The organism is Kosakonia sp. 1610 (assembly GCF_050435845.1).
In the GTDB taxonomy this organism is placed as follows: domain Bacteria; phylum Pseudomonadota; class Gammaproteobacteria; order Enterobacterales; family Enterobacteriaceae; genus Kosakonia; species Kosakonia cowanii.
On sequence record NZ_JBNDKZ010000001.1, the window covers coordinates 242,408 to 261,430 of the forward strand.

Here is a 19,023-nt window from a genome sequence, read left to right on the forward strand (position 1 = left end):
ATTTGCGCGACGGGTCAGGCGGGCAAACGCAGGCCGAAAATGTTCTTGCCCTGCGCGTGGCGATAATAGGCGCTGCCGCCGTGTAGCGCGGCGATGGCGCTCACCAGCGATAACCCCAGCCCGCTGCCGGCGGTGTGACGGACATTATCTCCCCGCCAGAAGCGCTCGAAGGCTTTCTCCGGCTCGGCAAGCGGCTCCCCGTCGTTCGCCACTTCAATTTCAACCGAGTTACCGCTTTGAATTGTGCTGACGGCAATGGTGCCGTTTCCCGCCGCATAGCGAATGGCGTTGGTCAGCAGGTTGGTTATCGCCCGCTGAAACAACATCTTATCGGCGGTGAGGCTGCCCTGCGCATTCAGCTCGATTGCCATTTCACGCTCTTCCGCCAGCGGTTCGAGAAAATCGACCACCATCTCCAGCGCCTCACTGAGCGAGAAGGTTTCCTGATTGAGCCTGATATTGTGATGCGTGGCGCGCGCAAGGAAGAGAATGTTTTCCGTCAGCCGCGACAGCGCTTCCAGCTCCTCAATGTTCCCTTCGAGCAGCGCCTGGTACTCGGCAACGGAACGCTGATGACCCAGCGCCACCTGATTCTGGCCTAACATAACGTTGATCGGGGTGCGGATCTCATGGGCCAGATCGTCGGCAAACTGGGTGAGGCGGATAAAGTCTGTCGACAGGCTCTGACGCATGGCGTTAAGTGCCTTGCCGAGGGGGAGCAGCTCTTGCGGGATCGCCTGCAACGGCACCGGCTGATTTAACCGGTCACTGGCGGTCTCGGCCACAATCTGGCTTAAGCGGCCAATGGCCCTTAGCCCACGGCGAATCAGCAGCGGGCTAAGGGCGGCGCAGAGCAGAATGGCCGCCAGTGACACCAGAATGCTTTGCTGGCGATAGCGCTCAAGCATCATCGCCCGCTCGCGCGCCACACGGGCAAGCGTGACGGTGACCGGCCCATGCGGTGAGTTGGCCTGCAGGCTGAGCGCCGAGGCGTCCATATCATCCGCGCTGCGCCAGCGGTGCAGCTGCTGCGCGTTGGGCGGGGTGTTAACCGGGATTGGTGCGATATCCGGCAACGCGACGCCGGTATGGTTAATGGTGACGTTTTGCGCCTGCTGCGGGCGGATGCTGAGAATATCCTGGCGAATATCGACCATGCGGTTGAAGTAGAGCGGCAGCGACTCCGGCTGAGCGCCATCTTGCAGCAGCTGGCGCAGCTGCGCGGCGCGGTTGATCAGCGTCTGGTCGTCGCGCCACACCAGCTCACTGCGCAGGGCGTTATAGAGGATCAGGCTGATGCCGCCGCAGGCCAGCGCCATGATCAGCGTAAAAATCGCCGTCAGCCTGAGCGTCAGGGAGGGGCTATGCATCGCCTGGCTCCTGCACGGAGAGGCAGTACCCCATGCCCCGGACGGTGGTGATCAGCTTTTGCGCAAATGGATCGTCGACTTTGCGGCGCAGGCGGCGGATGGCGACATCAACAATGTTGGTTTCGCTGTCGAAATTGACACCCCAAATCTCACTTGCCAGCAGCGTGCGCGGCAGGATCTCGCCGTGACGGCTGGCGAGCAGCCACAGCAGCATAAACTCTTTGCGCGTCAGCGCGATGGGCATGCCATCTCGTGTCACCTGAAAACGCGCCGAATCCATCACCAGATCGGCGACGCGTAGCGTCGTGCTGTGCGGCTGGTGCTGACGAAGCTGATTTTTGACGCGCGCCAGCAGTTCGGCAAAGGAGAAGGGTTTGACCAGGTAATCGTTCGCGCCCAGCTCCAGCCCTTTGACCCGATCCTCTACCGAGTCGCGGGCAGTAAGGCAGATCACCGGCATCTGGCTTGCGGTACGCAGGGTTTTCAGCACCTGCCAGCCATCCATGCCCGGCAACATAATATCGAGGATCACCAGGCTATACGGGTGCGCCAGCGCCAGATGCAGGCCATCGCGCCCGTCCGCTGCGTAATCGACGATATAGCCTGCCTCTTCAAGCCCTTTGCGCACCCAGGCGCTGGCTTTCAGGTTGTCTTCAATCAGTAACAGTTTCATCGGCGCAGTGTGCCACGAAATATTGAGACGCCCCAGCCTTTCAGCGCCAGATGACAATATGGTCATCTTTCTGACAGGCAATTGCGGCAAGCGTGAAGGTATAAATACCGGGTCATCAACACAGGAGAATCCAACATGAAAAAGTCTATCGCTGCGTTAACCCTGGCTGCACTACTTGCCGCGCCCGCTCTCACCTTCGCGGCCGATAAAAACCCGCTGAGCGTCCATGTGCTGAATCAGCAAACCGGGCTGCCGGCCGCCAATGTTACGGTGACGCTTGAGCAGAAGCAGGGGGATAACTGGACGGTGCTGAACACCGCCAGCACCAATCAGGACGGGCGCATCAGTGCTCTGTGGCCGGAAAAACCGTTTGCCGCGGGCGACTATCGGGTGATCTTCAAAACCGGTAAATACTTCGCCGACCAGAAACAGCCGAGCTTCTTCCCGGAAATTCCGGTCGAGTTTCATATCGATAATACAAAAACGACCTATCACGTTCCGCTGCTGCTGAGCCAGTATGGCTACTCCACCTACCGTGGGAGCTAATAGCAGATGAAACGTCTCCTCAGATGAGGGGACAGGAAAAAATGCAGAGCCGTTAAGTAGTCTGATGGCCGGATCGGCTCATGGCTGATTTAGCCGCCGCAAGCAGGAAACTACCTGTGGTTTATACATACTGATTAAATGTCTGGCAGAAGATAAGGGCGCGTTGGCCTCACTCCGCATGCTCCCAATGAGGGGTGAGAGAAATGGGATCCCATTTCCGGATAATGGCTCGGGTTTCAGATTGTCTGGCGAACGTCCCGGTCGCCAGACAGATTTTATTATTTTCGTCGTGCGTCAGATTTATTTATTCAGAATCTCGCGGCGAATAATATCCGCGCCTGCGCTTAAAGCATTAAGCTTGCCGGTGGCGACCTGACGCGACAACGGAGCCATTCCGCAGTTGGTGGAGGGATAGAGCTTATCGGCATCGACGAACTGCAGCGCCTTACGCAGCGTCTCAGCAACCTCCTCTGGGGTTTCAACCACACTGGTCGCCACATCAATAGCCCCGACCATCACTTTTTTACCACGGATCAGTTCAAGGAGATCCATCGGTACACGGGAGTTATGGCACTCCAGCGAGATAATATCGATACCGGAGGTTTGCAGTTTCGGGAACGCCTGTTCGTACTGACGCCATTCTGAACCCAGCGTCTTTTTCCAGTCGGTGTTGGCTTTGATCCCGTAGCCATAGCAGATGTGCACGGCGGTTTCGCACTTAAGCCCTTCGATAGCTCTTTCCAGAGCGGCAATACCCCAGTCGTTGACCTCATCGAAAAAGACATTAAACGCCGGTTCGTCAAACTGGATAATATCCACGCCTGCCGCCTCTAATTCACGGGCTTCTTGATTGAGAATTTTGGCAAACTCCCAGGCGAGCTTTTCACGGCTTTTATAGTGATTATCGTAAAGCGTATCGATCATCGTCATCGGTCCCGGTAGCGCCCATTTGATTGGCTGCTTCGTCAACTGACGTAAATAGCGGGCATCTTCAACAAATACCGGTTTCTGACGCTCCACGGCACCCACAACGGTCGGGACGCTGGCATCGTAACGGTTACGAATTCTGACGGTTTCGCGTTTCTCGAAATCGACGCCGCTCAGATGTTCGATAAACGTGGTGACAAAGTGCTGACGGGTTTGCTCACCGTCGCTGACAATATCAATTCCGGCCCGTAACTGTTCGTCGAGGGACAAGCGCAGCGCATCCTGTTTCCCGGCGATAAGTTCTGCGTCCTGCAGTTTCCACGGTGACCAGAGCGTCTCAGGCTGGGCCAGCCAGGATGGTTTAGGCAAGCTACCGGCGGTAGACGTGGGGAGCAAAGTTTTCATAGCAGGTGACCTTATATTTTAATAAATCAAAGCGGGTAGCGGGCAGACCATTGCTCAAGAATATCCCTGTAGGGTTCGATAAAATGTTTTTCCGTAAACTTCCCCTGCTCAATCGCCAGCTGGCTACGCTCTTCGCGATCGTAAATAATTTTGGTTAATGAGTGATCCTGATTATTCAGGTCGGGCTGATAATGCAGGCCCGCTGCGGCATTTGCGTTGTAAATCTCGGGGCGATAGATCTTCTGGAACGTCTCCATGGTGCTGATAGTGCTAATGAGTTCCAGATTGCTGTAATCACTCAGCAGATCGCCAATAAAAAAGAAGGCGAACGGCGCAACGCTACCTGACGGCATGAAGTACCGGACCTGCAGGCCCATTTTTTTGAAATAGGTTTCAGTCAGCGATGTGCCATCCTGCTGGTATTCGAATCCTAAAACAGGGTGCTGATTGCCGGTGCGATAATAGGCGTTTTTATTGGACACACTCAGGCAGATCACTGGTGGTTTTTTAAATGCATTTTTGTATTCATCGGAGCGGACAAAATGCTTAAAAATATTGCCGTGCAGTTCGCCAAAATCATCCGGAATAGTGAATGCTGACTGGTTTTTATTGTGATCCAACAGACGCACGCTAAAGTCATAATCGCGCACGTATGAGGAGAAATTATTACCGGTAATTCCGGCGATGCGTCGATCGGTTTTTTTATCGATGATCGTGGTGTTTAATATTTCTATTGCCGGAAAGGCGTTACCACTGCCGTCGATATTCATCGTCACAGAAATAATATCCAGTTCAACGGCATAACGATCGCCTTCAGGATTATCCCAGCAGGCTAAGCTGTTAAAACGATTGTTGATCATCGCCAGAGTATTACGCAGATTCTGCTGGCGGTTCTCACCTCTTGCCAGATTGGCAAAATTAGTGGTGATACGCGTACTTTCGGAGGGGTTATAATGTTCGTCAAAACGCCCGCTCTTAATCGTGAAGGTAAATTGTGTAGTCATAGAAACCGCATCCGACGTCTGATATGAAATTTTATCGCCTCTGTACTCTACATAATTCGAGTTGCGCAAAGGCGGCAAGTAAGCGGATCCCCGGTGCGTACAGGAGTACGTGACCGGAGGGGAGCGAGCGCTGCTAATGCATGTGCAACCTGAAGGGTTACCGTTACAGTTCCGCTATAGTTTTGCCAGAAACGCGGAGCAAGAGGAAGTGACCATATCTCACGGTAATATGAATCCCTTTCATGATCGGGTGCAGTGCAGGCCAGACGTTGAGGTCTGTCCATGTCGAACGTAACCTGATGAGCACTCTGGGCATGTTTTATGCGGCTGCGGATGATCAAGAAACCCCCCAGACTTTTCGCTAGCGGTCAATCTCCGCTGTTCGCTCAACGCAGATCTTCTTTGAATTGTTATCTGCTTTCATTGCGTAAATCCTGCACCCGTTGTTTACGCGGGAAAATTACCCCTCTTCTTCCGTGGCGCGCCGCGCATCGTAAACCTCCTGTGCCTGCTCAATCGCCACGCCGTATTGCCTCGCCCAGCTCACCAAGGCCACAAATGGGTCCTGTAAAGAGCGGCCCAGCGGGGTGATGGAGTATTCGACCGCCACCGGTGATGAGGCGATGACGCGGCGGTTAACCAGCCCGTTACGCTCAAGGCGGCGCAGCGCCTCAGTCAATGCTTTATGGGTAATGGGATCGAGCCGGCGTTTAATGGCGTTAAAGCGCGAGGGTTCGCTGCACAGCACGGTCAGGATCAACACCGACCATTTGTTGGCAACCTGTTCAAGGATCGGGCGTGTGCTGTTGATTTCAGCCAGCAGGGCAGGGATATCGGTCGACATAAGGTTACCTTCTCTATATCTGGTGTATATCAGGTGCGTAATTGACGGTAAATATACGAAATGTATCATCAGGCGTCCATCCCACGTTCTGGAGTAGCCATGTTGAAACTTGAAGGTAAGACCGCCCTGGTGACCGGCGGTAACAGCGGTATCGGCCTTGCGATTGCTCAGCGATTTGCGCAAGAGGGCGCCCATGTTTTCATCACCGGGCGACGCGAAGCGCAGCTGGCAGAAGCGGTGACGCGTATTGGCGGTAACGTTGAAGCGATTGCGGGGGACATCACAAATACCCAGGACCGCACCCGGCTGTTTGACGCTATTCATGCCAAAGCCGGAGGTCTCGACATCCTCGTCTACTCGTCAGGCGTTTCCGAACCTGCGAGCCTTGAGGAGAGCACGGAAGAGCATATCGACCGCGCTTTTGGCCTCAACGTGCGCGCGATGGTGCTTACGGTGCAGCAGGCCATCACGCAGATGGGTGAGGGCGGCACTGTCGTGCTGCTCGGCTCGATTGCCGGCAGCATGGCGGTTTCCGGGTATGGCACTTACGCCGCCAGCAAAGCCGCGGTGCGATCGTATGCGCGAACCTGGACCAGCGAGCTGGCTCCGCGCGGCATCCGGGTCAACACTCTCAGCCCTGGACCCACGGATACGCCGATGTTCGGCCAGGCGAGCGATGAGGTCAGGCAGACGCTGAGCGCGCAGATCCCGGCGAAGCGGCTTGGACACCCTGATGAAGTGGCGGCGGCAGCGTTGTTCCTCGCCTCGGACGAAAGCAGTTACGTCAGCGGTGCTGAACTGGTGATTGATGGCGGCATGTCTGCATAAGCGGCGTTTTTAATATCGCCCGGCGCTGGCACTAGCGGCGGCCGGGTGCGAGCTTTTCGCTCACAGGAAAGAAAAACGCATCATAACAACTCATTGCGCGGTGAATTATTTCAGGTGTGACATTGCAGTTCTGAATGAGTGGCACTATAGTAGCAACTTGTACAAGTTTGCATGGGTAAGTTGTACAACTTACCTCGCTACCAGGCTGCCGGCCCAACCATGCGTAATCCGGGCCCACTTAATGAGTGAATAAAATGAATAATCCGACCGCAACACTCCCGCAGACCCTCCAGTCAGTTTTTTCGGTCTTTGAGGCAGAAAAAGAGATCATTGACGAAGTGACTCGTGAGCTTCAGGCCGTGAAAGCGACGGTAGCGAATAAAGACATCATGCTGGCGCTTATCGCCCGCGTAGAGACTGAAACGGATGTGATCCGTAAAGATGTCCTGCGTAACGCCCTTGAACTGGTGGTGCTTCGCACGCTGGACGTTTAATTTTTGCCAGCGCCTCTGCTTAGCAACAGGCGCTTCTATTGCTCAAATCAGTGACAAGCGCGCCTCGTCCAACCCATGACGCCGCCATAAAACTTGCTGCCATTCCAATTCCTGCGCCTGCCGCTACGGTGGTCAGCACACCTTCGCTGGCATCAACGACGAGTGCGGCGGGGAGCACTAACTCAATCTCCCGATCCCCTACGTTGAACGGCCAGCGAAACAGCTGCCCGCTGCTTTTATAGCGCAAATTCACCGTCTCATGATCCACCCGTTCATCGGGATGCTGCGGCATACCGTGCTTGTCCAGATAGTCAGGCGAGGCGTAACAACAGAGACGATAGGTCGAGAGGCGGCAACCCGCACGCTTTTCGCGCGGGTGATGAGGGGTGAGATTTCCGCAGGATCTGATGAAAGGCAGCGGAGCTTATGCCGAGTACATCGCGGTGCCTGCCGCCGCGCATCAGCGCGCTTCGCAGGGCGGTATTAAGGGCAAGATTGTGCTTCGCGTTAACTGAGGGGATTCACATTGCCAGGCGCTTTTATGCTGACAGCGTTCACCAGGCGCTTTATTGTGAATGCCGATAACTCAGGGCGGCGATGCGCATCCCGCTTTAATAAAAGGAACACTGATGATTACATTGCGCCCCATGCGTGAGGATGAATACCCGGCTTATCTGGACTATTTCATTGCGGATTATGCGCAAGAGATTGCCGCAAACTATCGCCTTTCTGAGGCAGAGGCGCAGGCCAGAGCCACGCAGGAGATCGCAGACGATCTTCCCGCAGGCGTTAATACGCCGGGCCACGTTCTGCTCTGCCTGCTGGCGGAGGGCGAGAAGCATGTCGGCTACCTCTGGTATAAACCCGATGCTTCGATGCAAACCGTCTTTATTTATGATTTTCATATCTTCGACGCCTGTCAGGGACAGGGCCTTGGGAAAGGCGCACTGCGGGCTTTTGAGGATGAGATGCGGGCGAAAGGCGTTGAGCAGATCCGCCTTCGCGTGGCGGGTGATAACGCGCGGGCGCGCCATGTTTATGAGGCCATCGGCTTTGGCGTAACCGGCATCAATATGAGTAAGAACTTAAAAGACGAGTAGGGGACGGTGCGTCAGCCGAAGGCAAAGAAAATCCACGCAAGCGCGTGGATTTTAGAGAGTGGCTTTTCTTCTATTTAGTCAGGTTTATCAGGCGGTGACGGTCACCACTGACGTGTTGGTTGTCACCTGGTTGGTGGTTACAGAGGAGTCCACTGCCCCAACTTGCCCTTTGATCACGCAGCGATACTGTCCTGCATCGCCTGCGGCAACAGCATCCTTACTGTATGTCGCCTTGTTCGCACCGGAGATATTGCTCCAGCTGGTGCCGTTGGTGGATTTCTGCCACTGATAGCTGGCGGCATCATTGGCGTCCACGGTCAGGCTCAGCGTAGCGCCTGTGGCAACAGAAACGGTTGCCGCCGGCTGGGTCTTAATCTGCGGCGTAAAGGCGTAGTAAGGCATCGCATACTCAACGCCGTTGATATTTACCCGCATCCACTGGCGCGGCTTGGACTGCTCAACCGGTACGCTGGATGAGGCCTGCGAACGGGTACTGATTGCCGCCACATCACTTTGCGCACCGAAGCCCGCTTTACCGTTGTGCATTGACGCGCGGGGTTCGGCATCCACGCCGTTCGGTGCTTCAGCCTGCACTTGACCATCCGGCGTAAAGATTGCCCATTGCCCGGCATCCTGGCGGGTTTCACCGGTGCCGCGAACGTGCACCGCATACTCGCCAATGGTCGCCGGAAGTTTGATCCACAGGCCCGGTAGTACCTTGTTGAACTCCTGAGCAATATATTTCACTTCGGTAATGCCCGGCGCACCCTCCATCCAGTAGGTCACGGCCGGAACATCCGCAGCACCGCGCGCAACGTGAATATGCAGCGTTCCCGCAGAGCGATCGTTATTTACCGGCATTGGGCCGCTTCCGCCCAGGCTGCCGTAACTGCTGCGGCAATCGACCTCAATCTTCCAGTGGGTGCCGGTTTGCGGCATCTGGAACGAACCGATATTTAGCCACAGTTTTTTGCTGTCGATGGTGCCGCGCAGCACGCCGCTCAGCCACTTAGCGCGTAGCGGGTTGTCCAGATAAGTGCCGCTGTTCTGAAACAGCGACATGCCCATTTCATAGCCGGAAAGCTTGGCGGTGATCTCACTGCCGTCCGGGTTTTTCGGGTAGCTGAACCACTTATCGCTGCCAGGCTCGGTGGTGCGGTCATAATTGACGCCGGTTGGGTTTGACCATTGCGACATCACCACGCGTGAGTTGAAGAACACGGCGTCATACGTGGATGATTCAATGCTCAGCGCCTCAATCAGCCACTGGCCGTTGTTGATATCCATCGGCACCGCGCTGTGCTCAATCCAGCCGTTGCGGATCAGCCCCTGGCCGTGACGCGGGATCCAGATTGCCGGTGCATAGCAGTACTGGAAGTTAAATTCAGAAAGCTCAATCGCCGTGGAGTGATCCCACGAGCCTGCTGGGCGGTTACTCCAGCCAACTTTAATAACCGGGCCCGCCACCTTGCTGCAGTAGATCTGGTTAAATTTACTGTCGAGGCTGTCGAGATAGTAAATCGCCGCCTCGCCGGTATTGCTGGCCTTGAAATAAGAGACGTTAGCAAAGGTGCCGCCTACGCATTCGTTGGTAATAAACGGCTGCTTGTTGGAAGCGGTATCGTTGAACACCCCAAGCGTGGCGCCAATCAGCAGGTTACTCTTTTCATCCTGCTTGACGGTTTGCTGCCCCTCCCACTCAATGCCGTAAATGGAGAAATAACGGTGGTTGAGCGCCAGCACGGCTGAATTCGATTTATCGGAGACAATGCGGGTCGCAATCTGTTTACCGAAACTGGTGGTCACACCGCGCAGGACAAAGTCGCCCGCGGCAAAGTAACCGCTTGGGTTATAAGGCAGTTCAGCGTCGTTGGCTGCGATCTTCTTACCGTAACGGCGCATATCGAGCGGCTTAATCAGATAGGTGCCTGCACCGAAACGGACGCCAACTTTGCTGGAAAGATCGTTGGTTGCGCCACGCGCAAAGGTACCGTTCATAAATTCGTACATCGCTTTGACGGCAGGAGCACAGTCAACGGTGCCGCCCGGTACGGCGCCAAAATCGTGAACGGTGAGTGCGTCAATATCCGCATCGCGTCGCCAGTGGTATGCCCCGCCGTTGCTGGCGATAAAACCGCCATCGTCACTGCCCGCCACCAGGTTTCCGATAAACCATCCGTCGCCATAATTGATCGATCGATCGGTGGCTGCCCGCGCATTCCATGAGGTCAGAAAAACACGTTCACCCTCGGTGGCAGGTTTACGTGCACGCAGTGCTGCAAAAGAGGCGACTTCCGTAATGGCGGTGCTGTTTTCATTAGTAGCCATGATATGTGATCTCCTTTAAGTGATGTTTGATACTGTATTTATATACAGTGTTTTTACTGTACGCCGACACCTCAGGCTTTTCAATAGCGATTTTTACTTTTAAATCAGTTGCATTTTTGTAGTGGTTCGTAATAAGGAAATCGCGCTCCGCTTATTAAAGCATAAGAAAAATTAATCTATTTTTCGTTAAGTGAAAGAGGTAAACGAAGCGGGTGTTAACGCTGGAGAGAGGCAGAAACGCGCCAACGGAACCGTGCGCGTGACATAAAAATCGGCAATGTTAGCTCGCCGAAGTGACATTGAATTTGTCACTGAAAGGGCGGGCATTCATAAGGCTGTCTCGTGATAGCTTTTTGCGAAAAGGTCGAGACAGGGAGTGATAAAAAAGAGAATGGGTAGCGAATTTTTATCCCTCGTTAGATTCAGAGGGTGAGGAAGGAGAAGATAAATGCCTGGCGCAGCGGCATAACGTCCCTGTTCGCCAGCCAGGCAATCTACTTATTTTTCAGCGTAATCAATACGGTATCCACTCCCATCCCGGAGAATGCGGGCAAACCCTGCCTGATTTAAATGCATACCTGCAATGAGCAGTTTTTCGCTGGCCGATTGTTCCATTATTTTTTTCCGGGTTTCCTCGGCCTGCGCGGGATCAACGTCGAACAGAATAGAAACAGCCGGTTGCGCTGACTGAATATGCGGGTAATGGACAATATCGCCCCATATCAACAAGCATTCACTCTCTGAATCGATACGAAAACCGGTATGCCCGGGGGTATGGCCCGGCAACCATACTGGAAGAATGTCTTCAGCTATCTTCTCGCCATTGAAAAAACGGACGTTCGGGGCATAAGCCTCTAAGGTTTGCCGCGCCAGCAAAAAATTACGCTGCCCGCGCTCATTCGCTTTTTCGCGCTTTTTATCATCCCGCCAGTGCTGCGCTTCGAGAGGGTGCAGAATAATTTCAGCGCGTTTAAAAACCGGCTTTTTTTCAGCATTAAGCAGGCCGCCAATATGATCCGGATGGCAGTGCGTTAATAAAACGGTATCGACATCGTCAGGGCTGACACCCGCTGCGGCAAGATTGGCGGTGAGCTGTCCCGGCGCACCTGCGCCAGCGTCGACCAGAATAACCCGCCCCCGGCCGCGAATAAGGTAACTGTTTATATGAATATCGCCGGGCTTATCGATGCCGGCACGGCACTGAATAGCATCCGCATCAGCGGTTTCAATACCTGATAACAGTTCCAGACTGGCTGACATTGTGCCGTCACTCAGTGCGGTTATCTGGAAATCGCCAATCTGGCGGAACTGAAATGCATGGCTCATCACGACCTCGGGGTTAGTTGCGGGCAAAAAGGTGTTCTGCGGGCGATCCAAAGCAGCGGATACGGGCCGTCAGGCCAGAGGCCTGTTGCGTGGCAAGATCCAATTCACGCATAAACTTCTCCATCACTTCGGGGGTTCGCCATGGAGTGAGACGGAAAAATAGCTCAGCATAGACCGGTTGCCCGCAGCCCGGCTTTACATTGATAAAAATGATATGCACATTTTTACGTTCTGCGCCGAGGATGTCACAGCAGAGGGCGCTGCATCTGTCGGTTAACGCATCAAGGTTTTGAAACTTGTCAGCGTGGTTTTCGGAAAGATAAAAAGTCAGATTAGGCATGACGTTATGGCGTCCCTTTTTTAGTGCTCTGCAACTGCGGTGTAAGAGCCTCGTAGAGATATACACCGGGCATGTCCGTAAAGGGCGAAGCAACTTCAGCAGGCAAAACATAGGCAACGCGTTGTGCAGGGGTTTTATCCAGTGCTACCGCATTCATTTGCAGGCCTCGATATCCCAGTTCTGATTCTAAAAAGCCGATTGGTGTTGCGCTCAATAGCAAAATTTCATTGCAAGCGAGTGCGGGAGCAAGGCTCTCACCGGTATAGAGGTTACGGTGCCAGTCAGTAATGCAGGCCTGCCAACGGGAAAAATTACCGCCTCCTTTTAAACGGTACTCCTCACTGCTGAGCACATCCGCATCATCGACAGTATGAATGGCAAGATAAGTCGGGCAGCCAGATTGAAGAGCACGAAAGCGTTGAGAGGTGGTAAAGCCAGTAACAGATATTAACGCCGGTAGCTTTTGCTGGCTGTAAAATGCATTCCATTCAGCCTCGCTTTCAGCATCGGTATACGAGCACTCCACGGTATAAAACATCAGCCCATCTCCACATGAGTCATAAACGCAAGCAAACAGGTTTGCTCAATGATTTTTCATCATGCTACAAGCTGGTTTAACCGCTTGAAATCGATAATATGTCACGTATCAGTGACATTTAGTCATTAAAGGCGAGAGCAAGGAGCCTCTTCTATGCGCAGAAAAATACCCAGTAGTGCATCGCTGCAGGCTTTTGATGCCGCCGCGCGGCACGGAAATTTTGCCCGGGCGGCAGAGGAGTTATCGTTAACGGAAGGGGCGATTAGCCGCCAGATTGCGCGCCTTGAAGCGCTACTGAACTGTAAACTCTTTGACCGCGTGGGAAGCCGGGTAAAGCTTAATCCGGTCGGCACGCGCTACGCGCATCATGTGCGTGAAACCCTCGATCGGCTGGAAAGAGACACGCAATACATAATGGGCATGCCGCAAGGCAGTAAAAGCCTCGATATCGCTGTCCTGCCGACCTTTTCCAGCCGCTGGCTGATTCCCCGCCTGAACAGCTTTAACGCGTTGTTCCCGCATATAACCTTAAATATTGCCGCCCGAACGGATCCTTTTATTTTGCCGGGCAGCGGTTTTGACGCCGTTATTCATTTTGAACACTCCGCGTGGGCAGGCATGCGGATGCAGTTTCTGTTTCAGGAAAATCTGCTGCCGGTTTGCCATCCTGCACTCTTGACTCATGATGACGTTAATCAGCAGTTAAACGCACTTCCGCGTATTCACCGCCGACAGAATCCCGATGCATGGCATCGCTATGCGCAGGAGAGCGGAATAGATCTCGATAACCCGGCGCAGGGCGCGCGCTATGATCTGCATGAAATGGCCATCGCGGCCGTGATGGCGGGGCAGGGCGTCGCATTGGTTCCGCGTATGTATATCGAGAATGAGTTGCGCTGCGGTACGCTTGTTTCACCGTGGCCTGCATCAGAAAGCCTGAGCAAAAGATTCTGTTTAGTAAAACCGACGGAGACGGGAATCAATGAAGCCGCGCTGGAGAGTTTTGAAGGCTGGTTGCTGGCGGAAATGAAGACGCTCGGCAGCAGCGATTGAGAATGAACTGAAACATTACGTTTGTTGTTTTTACTGAAATTAATTGCACTTTTTATTACCGGCGAAGATCCTACCGCCAAAACTCTGGAGAAGAGTATGCGCGAAGTTTTATCTGTTTTAGTGGGGCTCATTCCTTTCATTCTGCTTTTAACTTTGATGAGATATTTCTATAGATCGCTACGTCATCCGAAAAAAATTATTACCGAGAGCAACGGGCTAAGAAAAATTTCCACGCCACCGTCATTGTTCGGTTTATTCGCATCTCGCACACTCTATTACTACGACGATGCGTTTTTTTATCAGATTAAGGAAACGGTGAAGCTTAAAGTTCCGCTTGCAAAAATAGTACGGGTGAAGCCCGGCTACATGAGAGTCAATAACAGACGAAACTGGGTGGTGACATGGCAGAGCGATGGGGCGGAAAAACAGGTCAGCTTTTATCACAACATTACCCTCTTCAACCATAATTTCGCTGATTTTTTACGCGCGGTTAAAGAAGCGAATCCTCAAGCAGAAGTGAAAGAAATCTCCTCTTCTTCACTCTGAATAAATATCCGATTTCTCTGTTCCTGGCGGGCATTACGCCCGCTTTGCTTGAGGCTTGACAGATTATTGCTTTGCAGTGTTTAGTCCGGTTTCAGCCAGGTATTGCGTCAGCCCTGCAATTACCTCAGGGAAGTCGGCGCTGATGCCTTCGCCGAAAGCCTGCGCATTCGGGCCTTCTGTGCTGATGGCATAGACAACCCGGCTCTGGTCGCCGCTTAAGGGTTTAATCCGGTGTTCCACAACGACGCGGGTTTGATCCACCCAGGTCTCATCAATAAAGTATTTTCCGTCGCAGACATCCACGAGCTGGCTGCGGATGCTGTCACCGTCCGGCAGTTCCATCGTGAACCAGCTTCCTGTTACAAATGGCCCCTCGGCGTGAATGGCTTTCACGCCTGGATTCCAGCGCTTCCAGTTCGCTGTGTCGGTAAATGCCTGCCATATCGCTTCAGGGCTGCTGTCGATGGTGAGCGTATAGGCGTGATTCCAGACGTTATCGGTGCGCATATTTTTCTCGTTAGATTCAGGAAATGAATAGTACCCGCTATACCTATAATCCAGTGCCGCTCACCAGGTCAAACCCCCTGTCGCTGTCAGGCGCTGTTATCACAAAAATCATCGCAGCGGAGTGAGGTTTTATGTCCGTCACGCTGCTGCGGTGTGCGCCGTCTATTCAGCAAACTTCAGTAGCGCGTCGCCATCAAGGCGGTAGCGTACCCATTCAGATTGCGGCAGCGCGCCGATGCTCAGGTAGAAATCAATGGCCGGCTGGTTCCAGTCGAGCACGCTCCACTCAAGGCGGCCGCAGCGGCGCTGCACGGCATATTGCGCAATCTGTTTCAGCATCGATCTGCCCGCGCCCTGGCCGCGATAATCCGGGGAGATATAGAGATCTTCCATATAGATACCGTTGCGGCCAAGCCAGGTGGAGTAGCTGGTGAAGAAGACGGCATAACCGACGATTTTACCCGCGATTTCACAGATTAACGCTTCGGTATTGCTGCCCGCGCCAAAAAGCGTCTCGCGGATCTCATCGGGGGTGGTGACCACCTCTTGCGGCGCTTTTTCATACACGGCCAGCTCATAAATCATGTCGTAAATAGCGGATGCGTCTTCCGGGCAGGCCGGGCGAATGGTGAGGCTCATCGGTTTTCCTGTTGGTTTGGTCAAGAGGTGAGATTGCTGGCGCTAAGCATAAGGGGTATCGTCTGAAGAATTAAGTGCAATGAAATCACACAATGATGAATATTATGCATCCGGCGCTGCGGCGTCTTGATCTCAATCTGCTGCCGGTTTTTGATGCCGTGTACCGTTACCGTTCGGTGCGCCTTGCGGCGGATGAACTGGCGATGAGCACCTCGGCGCTGAGCCATGCGCTCTCACGGCTGCGCACCGCGCTCAACGATCCGCTCTTTTACCGGGAAGGGCACCGCATGTGCCCCAGCGTCTATGCCACCCAGCTCGCGCCCTCGATCGCCTCGGCGCTGAAATTCCTTAATCAGGAGCTGACGCCGCAGCCGGAGTTCTCACCCGCTACTACGACGGAGCGTTTGCAGATCGCCATCACCGATTTCACCGCCTTCTGCATCTTCCCCGCGCTGATGGAAAAACTGCAATACGACGCGCCCGGTCTCGGTTTTGACCTGATCTATCTCCCGCACAGCCCGGCGCTCACTGAATTACTGGCCGGAGAGATCGATCTGGCGCTGGGCTTCAGCACGCCGGATGAGGTTCGCCATCCGGAACTGGATGAGATCGACTGGTTCAGGGATGAGTATGTCGTTATCAGTAATAAGAGCCGCTCCGCGCTGACCCTTGAGGATTATCTTGCGGCGCGGCATCTGGTGGTGACGCCGTGGAATGAGAAGCAGGGGGTGATTGATTTACAGCTTGAGCAGATGGGGTACACGCGGCAGATAGCGCTTAAAACGCCGTCGATGCTGAGCGCGCCGTTTATCGTCGCCCGGAGCGACTTGCTGATGGCGATCCCGCGTTTTGCCGCCGAGAAAGTGATGCCCGCCGTGGATATCACGCTCTTTGCCCTGCCTTTCGACATCGCGCCGTTTGAAGTGAAGATTTACTCCCATAAACGCAGCGGTAAGCGAGGCGCGACAAGCTGGTTGCAGGCGACGCTGCAAACCCTGGCGCAGGAGATAAAAAGCGGGCGCTGAAACAGGGGGAGGAGAGGACGCCGCCAGGCGATGCGGGCGGCGTCTGAGTCGACGGCTCAGAACGGGTTAATTCTGAGCAGCAGACGGTTACTGCGTTTTGAAGACGGCAACCAGCTGGCGCAGGCGCGCCGCGCGCTCGGCGAGATCGTCTGCCGAAGAGGCTGACTGCTGAACCAGCCCGGCGTTCTGTTGCGTCACCTGATCCATCTGGCTTACCGCGATATTGATCTGCGACACTCCGGAGCTCTGTTCGGCAGAAGAGGCGGAGACTTCGTTGATCAGCATTGAGGTCTGCTCGATTGCGCTGACGCTCTGCTTCACTTTGTCACCGGCGTTTTCCGCCATCTTAATGCCCGACTGCGCATCGCTCACCGAGTTTTCAATCAGCTCTTTGATCTCTTTCGCTGCCACAGCCGAACGCTGCGCCAGGGCTCTCACCTCTGAGGCGACCACGGCAAACCCTTTACCATGCTCGCCCGCGCGGGCCGCTTCAACTGCGGCGTTGAGCGCCAGGATATTGGTCTGGAAGGCGATACCATCAATCACCGCGATGATCTCTTCAATCTGACCAGCGCTGTTGCTGATCTTGTGCATCGAGGCCAGCACAGACTCCATCGCTTCACCGCCAAGCAGCGCGGCGCTGGTCGCCGAGCCTGCCATAGATGCGGCATGGCGGGTATTGTCCGCATTCTGCTGAATAATTGAGGCGAGCTGCTCCATACTGGCGGCAGTCTGCGCCAGCGAAGCAGCCTGCTCCTCGGTGCGTGAAGAGAGATCGCTGTTGCCGCTGGCGATCTCTTCAGAGGAGGTCGCAATGGTCACGGCGTTGTTTTTAATATCATTCACCAGCGATGAGAGGTGTTCGCTCATCTTCATCAGGGACTGCAACAGCGCGCTCATCTCATTACTGCCGGTGACGGCAATACGGGAGGTGAGATCGCCCGTTGCCACTTCCTGGGCGATGCGCGCCGCTTCATTAACCGGGCCGGTAATCGAGCGAATGATAAATACCGTCAGGGCAATACCCAGCAGTGCGCTGAAGATCAGCACCGCCAGCAGGGTGATCTGTGCGCTACGTTGCGCCGAAATCTGTTTAGTTAACTGCTGCGAGAGCTCATCGCTCATGCCGTTACCCAGCACGGTGAAGTTGTTAATGGCTTCGGTAAAGATCGCCACATACTCCGTTGGTGCCATCGCCGGGCGCGAATGGGTAATAAAGATTTCGCGGGCGGTAGAGAGTGCCTGCGCAGCGCCCTGAACAGCACCTTCCGTTTTACGGCCAAACAGATTGCGGATCTCTTCGTTACCGCCCAGGTATTTCTTCATGCCGACGTCAAACAGCTGCAGCGCTTTTTCGCCGTTGCCAATCTGAAACTCCATACGGGCATTGTCGGTCTCGCTGATGCCATCTTTCTTCGCCAGCAGGGAGGTGCCGCTGGCACGGATTTGGCCCAGGGTCTCGGTCAGCTCCGGCAGGTGAAAAAGCGCCGCCGTAATCAGTTGCGAGGTATCTAAATCAGGATCCAGCGACAGGCCATAAAAATCCAGCACGTCGATATTGAAGTCCAGCAGGCTGCGGATAAGCGTAGCATGAGAGACCAGGCTTTCCGGCGCGGTCAGGCTGCGGCTGTCGATCTGGTTTTGCAGCGCCTGCCACTGCTGATTGACCTTATCGAGCTGCTGTAAAGGGTGTGCCTCCGGGCTTTCAGCCACGATATCTTTTCTGATCTCATCAGCCAGCACATTGATCTGGTCACGCAGGGCAATACGCGGCGGATAAGCAGGGTTCCCTTGCGTAACCGCAATAGCGGACTCGGCGCGGTGGCGCTGGATCAGGTTAAGCAGCTTCAACAGTTTTTTCTCAACCGGAACCGCCTTCAATTCAACCTGTTTGGCCTGCACTTTCTGGCTGCTTTCATTTACAAATAAAGCAGTCGGCAGTGCAAAGAGGAGAAGCGAAATGATACCCAGCACCATAAACTTCGTGGAGAGGTTAATTTTATTTAAGAGGTTTTTCATTTTTACCCTGGTAATTGTAATGTTTTAAATGGCATCAATAAAATGGTTAATGCGCTCACGATAAAAATTACCCCTATATTCCGGGGGTTTTAATTTAAAGAAATTTGGCGACAGGGGAATTATAGATACACATTGTTAATTGTCCATGAAGTAAATTGTTTAAATTTTCTAATTAAAATGGATATTTAATTTTTATTAAAATCAGTCAGTTGTGTTTGTTGGTTGGCAAGGGTTGACCGAAAGGGTTCACTTCACTTAATGGTTTATATTTATTTGGTAAAAAGCATAAAGTTTTAATTTATCTCGCCGATAACCACCACTTTAATTTTATTTTCTGGGGTTTGGTAATTGAATAATAAGCCGGGTGGTGATTATATTTATGATAATGAGTCGCAATCAGAAAATAAGCTTACGCAAAGTAATGCTATTTAATAATAATTACTAAATTATTTTTCTATATTAGCCACAATAAATTATTGGCCCATTATTAATGGGGCTATAGAGTGTGTAA

At 53.6% G+C, this 19,023-nt stretch carries 20 protein-coding genes; 7 read left to right on the plus strand and 13 right to left on the minus strand.

Features of this window, described 5'->3' with window-relative positions:
• Positions 1–14 precede the first annotated feature (14 nt).
• Together ABIC80_RS01145 and hprR are read right to left on the minus strand one after the other, a co-directional pair.
• Positions 15–1,370, minus strand: a complete 1,356-nt coding sequence (locus tag ABIC80_RS01145; protein WP_429175070.1) for a heavy metal sensor histidine kinase — start codon at positions 1,368–1,370, stop codon at positions 15–17.
• Positions 1,363–2,043: a response regulator transcription factor HprR gene (hprR, locus tag ABIC80_RS01150; RefSeq protein WP_200133415.1), complete on the minus strand. Its 681-nt coding sequence runs from the start codon at positions 2,041–2,043 to the stop codon at positions 1,363–1,365. Before hprR ends, ABIC80_RS01145 begins: the two co-directional genes overlap by 8 nt.
• 135 nt (positions 2,044–2,178) lie before the next feature.
• Here hprR and uraH point away from each other — a divergent pair, with 135 nt between their 5' ends.
• Entirely contained in the window at positions 2,179–2,589 is a 411-nt protein-coding gene (gene uraH, locus ABIC80_RS01155) for a hydroxyisourate hydrolase (RefSeq protein WP_042713806.1), read from the plus strand.
• 300 nt (positions 2,590–2,889) lie between these two features.
• Here uraH and ABIC80_RS01160 read toward each other — a convergent pair whose 3' ends face one another.
• The 3 genes from ABIC80_RS01160 to ABIC80_RS01170 all read right to left on the minus strand — a co-directional run bounded on the left by ABIC80_RS01160 (position 2,890) and on the right by ABIC80_RS01170 (position 5,769).
• A complete protein-coding gene (locus ABIC80_RS01160) occupies positions 2,890–3,921 on the minus strand; it encodes a methionine synthase (RefSeq protein WP_094421377.1) in 1,032 nt (343 codons plus the stop codon).
• A 26-nt stretch (positions 3,922–3,947) separates the two neighbouring features.
• Positions 3,948–4,925, minus strand: a complete 978-nt coding sequence (locus tag ABIC80_RS01165; RefSeq protein ID WP_288882974.1) for a DUF1852 domain-containing protein — start codon at positions 4,923–4,925, stop codon at positions 3,948–3,950.
• 460 nt (positions 4,926–5,385) lie between these two features.
• Positions 5,386–5,769, minus strand: a complete 384-nt coding sequence (locus ABIC80_RS01170; protein WP_042713800.1) for a winged helix-turn-helix transcriptional regulator — start codon at positions 5,767–5,769, stop codon at positions 5,386–5,388.
• Between the two features lie 99 nt (positions 5,770–5,868).
• On the opposite strand from ABIC80_RS01170, the gene ABIC80_RS01175 reads away from it, so the two are divergent.
• Together ABIC80_RS01175 and ABIC80_RS01180 are read left to right on the plus strand one after the other, a co-directional pair.
• Positions 5,869–6,597, plus strand: a complete 729-nt coding sequence (locus ABIC80_RS01175; RefSeq protein WP_429175073.1) for an SDR family NAD(P)-dependent oxidoreductase — start codon at positions 5,869–5,871, stop codon at positions 6,595–6,597.
• Between the two features lie 254 nt (positions 6,598–6,851).
• Positions 6,852–7,091, plus strand: a complete 240-nt coding sequence (locus ABIC80_RS01180) for a biofilm development regulator YmgB/AriR family protein (protein WP_076770223.1) — start codon at positions 6,852–6,854, stop codon at positions 7,089–7,091.
• A 19-nt stretch (positions 7,092–7,110) separates the two neighbouring features.
• Here the strand turns inward: ABIC80_RS01180 and ABIC80_RS01185 are convergent, their stop codons facing one another.
• On the minus strand, positions 7,111–7,509 hold the full coding sequence (locus tag ABIC80_RS01185; RefSeq protein ID WP_429176441.1) for a LysR substrate-binding domain-containing protein: 399 nt from the start codon (positions 7,507–7,509) through the stop codon (positions 7,111–7,113).
• A 211-nt stretch (positions 7,510–7,720) separates the two neighbouring features.
• Between ABIC80_RS01185 and ABIC80_RS01190 the strand changes: the two genes are divergently transcribed.
• Positions 7,721–8,191 (plus strand): GNAT family N-acetyltransferase, encoded by a 471-nt coding sequence (locus tag ABIC80_RS01190; RefSeq protein WP_042716214.1) that lies wholly within the window; start codon positions 7,721–7,723, stop codon positions 8,189–8,191.
• Positions 8,192–8,278: 87 nt separating this feature from the next.
• Here the strand turns inward: ABIC80_RS01190 and ABIC80_RS01195 are convergent, their stop codons facing one another.
• From ABIC80_RS01195 to ABIC80_RS01210, 4 genes are all read right to left on the minus strand, one after another.
• Complete coding sequence (locus ABIC80_RS01195; protein ID WP_429175075.1) at positions 8,279–10,519, minus strand: hypothetical protein; 2,241 nt, start codon at positions 10,517–10,519, stop codon at positions 8,279–8,281.
• Between the two features lie 498 nt (positions 10,520–11,017).
• Positions 11,018–11,845, minus strand: a complete 828-nt coding sequence (locus ABIC80_RS01200) for an MBL fold metallo-hydrolase (protein WP_429175077.1) — start codon at positions 11,843–11,845, stop codon at positions 11,018–11,020.
• A gap of 13 nt (positions 11,846–11,858) precedes the next feature.
• On the minus strand, positions 11,859–12,185 hold the full coding sequence (locus ABIC80_RS01205) for a hypothetical protein (RefSeq protein WP_429175080.1): 327 nt from the start codon (positions 12,183–12,185) through the stop codon (positions 11,859–11,861).
• Between the two features lie 4 nt (positions 12,186–12,189).
• On the minus strand, positions 12,190–12,723 hold the full coding sequence (locus tag ABIC80_RS01210; RefSeq protein WP_429175082.1) for a sugar ABC transporter: 534 nt from the start codon (positions 12,721–12,723) through the stop codon (positions 12,190–12,192).
• A gap of 153 nt (positions 12,724–12,876) precedes the next feature.
• On the opposite strand from ABIC80_RS01210, the gene ABIC80_RS01215 reads away from it, so the two are divergent.
• Both ABIC80_RS01215 and ABIC80_RS01220 read left to right on the plus strand, forming a co-directional pair.
• Positions 12,877–13,776, plus strand: coding sequence for a LysR substrate-binding domain-containing protein (locus tag ABIC80_RS01215; protein WP_312604758.1), 900 nt, complete (start codon positions 12,877–12,879; stop codon positions 13,774–13,776).
• A gap of 96 nt (positions 13,777–13,872) precedes the next feature.
• Positions 13,873–14,322 carry a hypothetical protein gene (locus tag ABIC80_RS01220; protein WP_312278304.1) on the plus strand — a complete coding sequence of 150 codons (450 nt, stop codon included), beginning with the start codon at positions 13,873–13,875 and terminating at the stop codon, positions 14,320–14,322.
• Between the two features lie 63 nt (positions 14,323–14,385).
• Here ABIC80_RS01220 and ABIC80_RS01225 read toward each other — a convergent pair whose 3' ends face one another.
• Both ABIC80_RS01225 and ABIC80_RS01230 read right to left on the minus strand, forming a co-directional pair.
• Positions 14,386–14,829, minus strand: coding sequence for an SRPBCC family protein (locus ABIC80_RS01225; protein WP_429175084.1), 444 nt, complete (start codon positions 14,827–14,829; stop codon positions 14,386–14,388).
• Positions 14,830–14,991: 162 nt separating this feature from the next.
• Positions 14,992–15,468, minus strand: coding sequence for a GNAT family N-acetyltransferase (locus ABIC80_RS01230; RefSeq protein ID WP_413313082.1), 477 nt, complete (start codon positions 15,466–15,468; stop codon positions 14,992–14,994).
• A 92-nt stretch (positions 15,469–15,560) separates the two neighbouring features.
• On the opposite strand from ABIC80_RS01230, the gene ABIC80_RS01235 reads away from it, so the two are divergent.
• Positions 15,561–16,493, plus strand: coding sequence for a LysR family transcriptional regulator (locus ABIC80_RS01235; RefSeq protein ID WP_200133404.1), 933 nt, complete (start codon positions 15,561–15,563; stop codon positions 16,491–16,493).
• Between the two features lie 87 nt (positions 16,494–16,580).
• Here ABIC80_RS01235 and ABIC80_RS01240 read toward each other — a convergent pair whose 3' ends face one another.
• Positions 16,581–18,512 carry a methyl-accepting chemotaxis protein gene (locus tag ABIC80_RS01240; protein ID WP_396461607.1) on the minus strand — a complete coding sequence of 644 codons (1,932 nt, stop codon included), beginning with the start codon at positions 18,510–18,512 and terminating at the stop codon, positions 16,581–16,583.
• Positions 18,513–19,023: the final 511 nt, after the last annotated feature.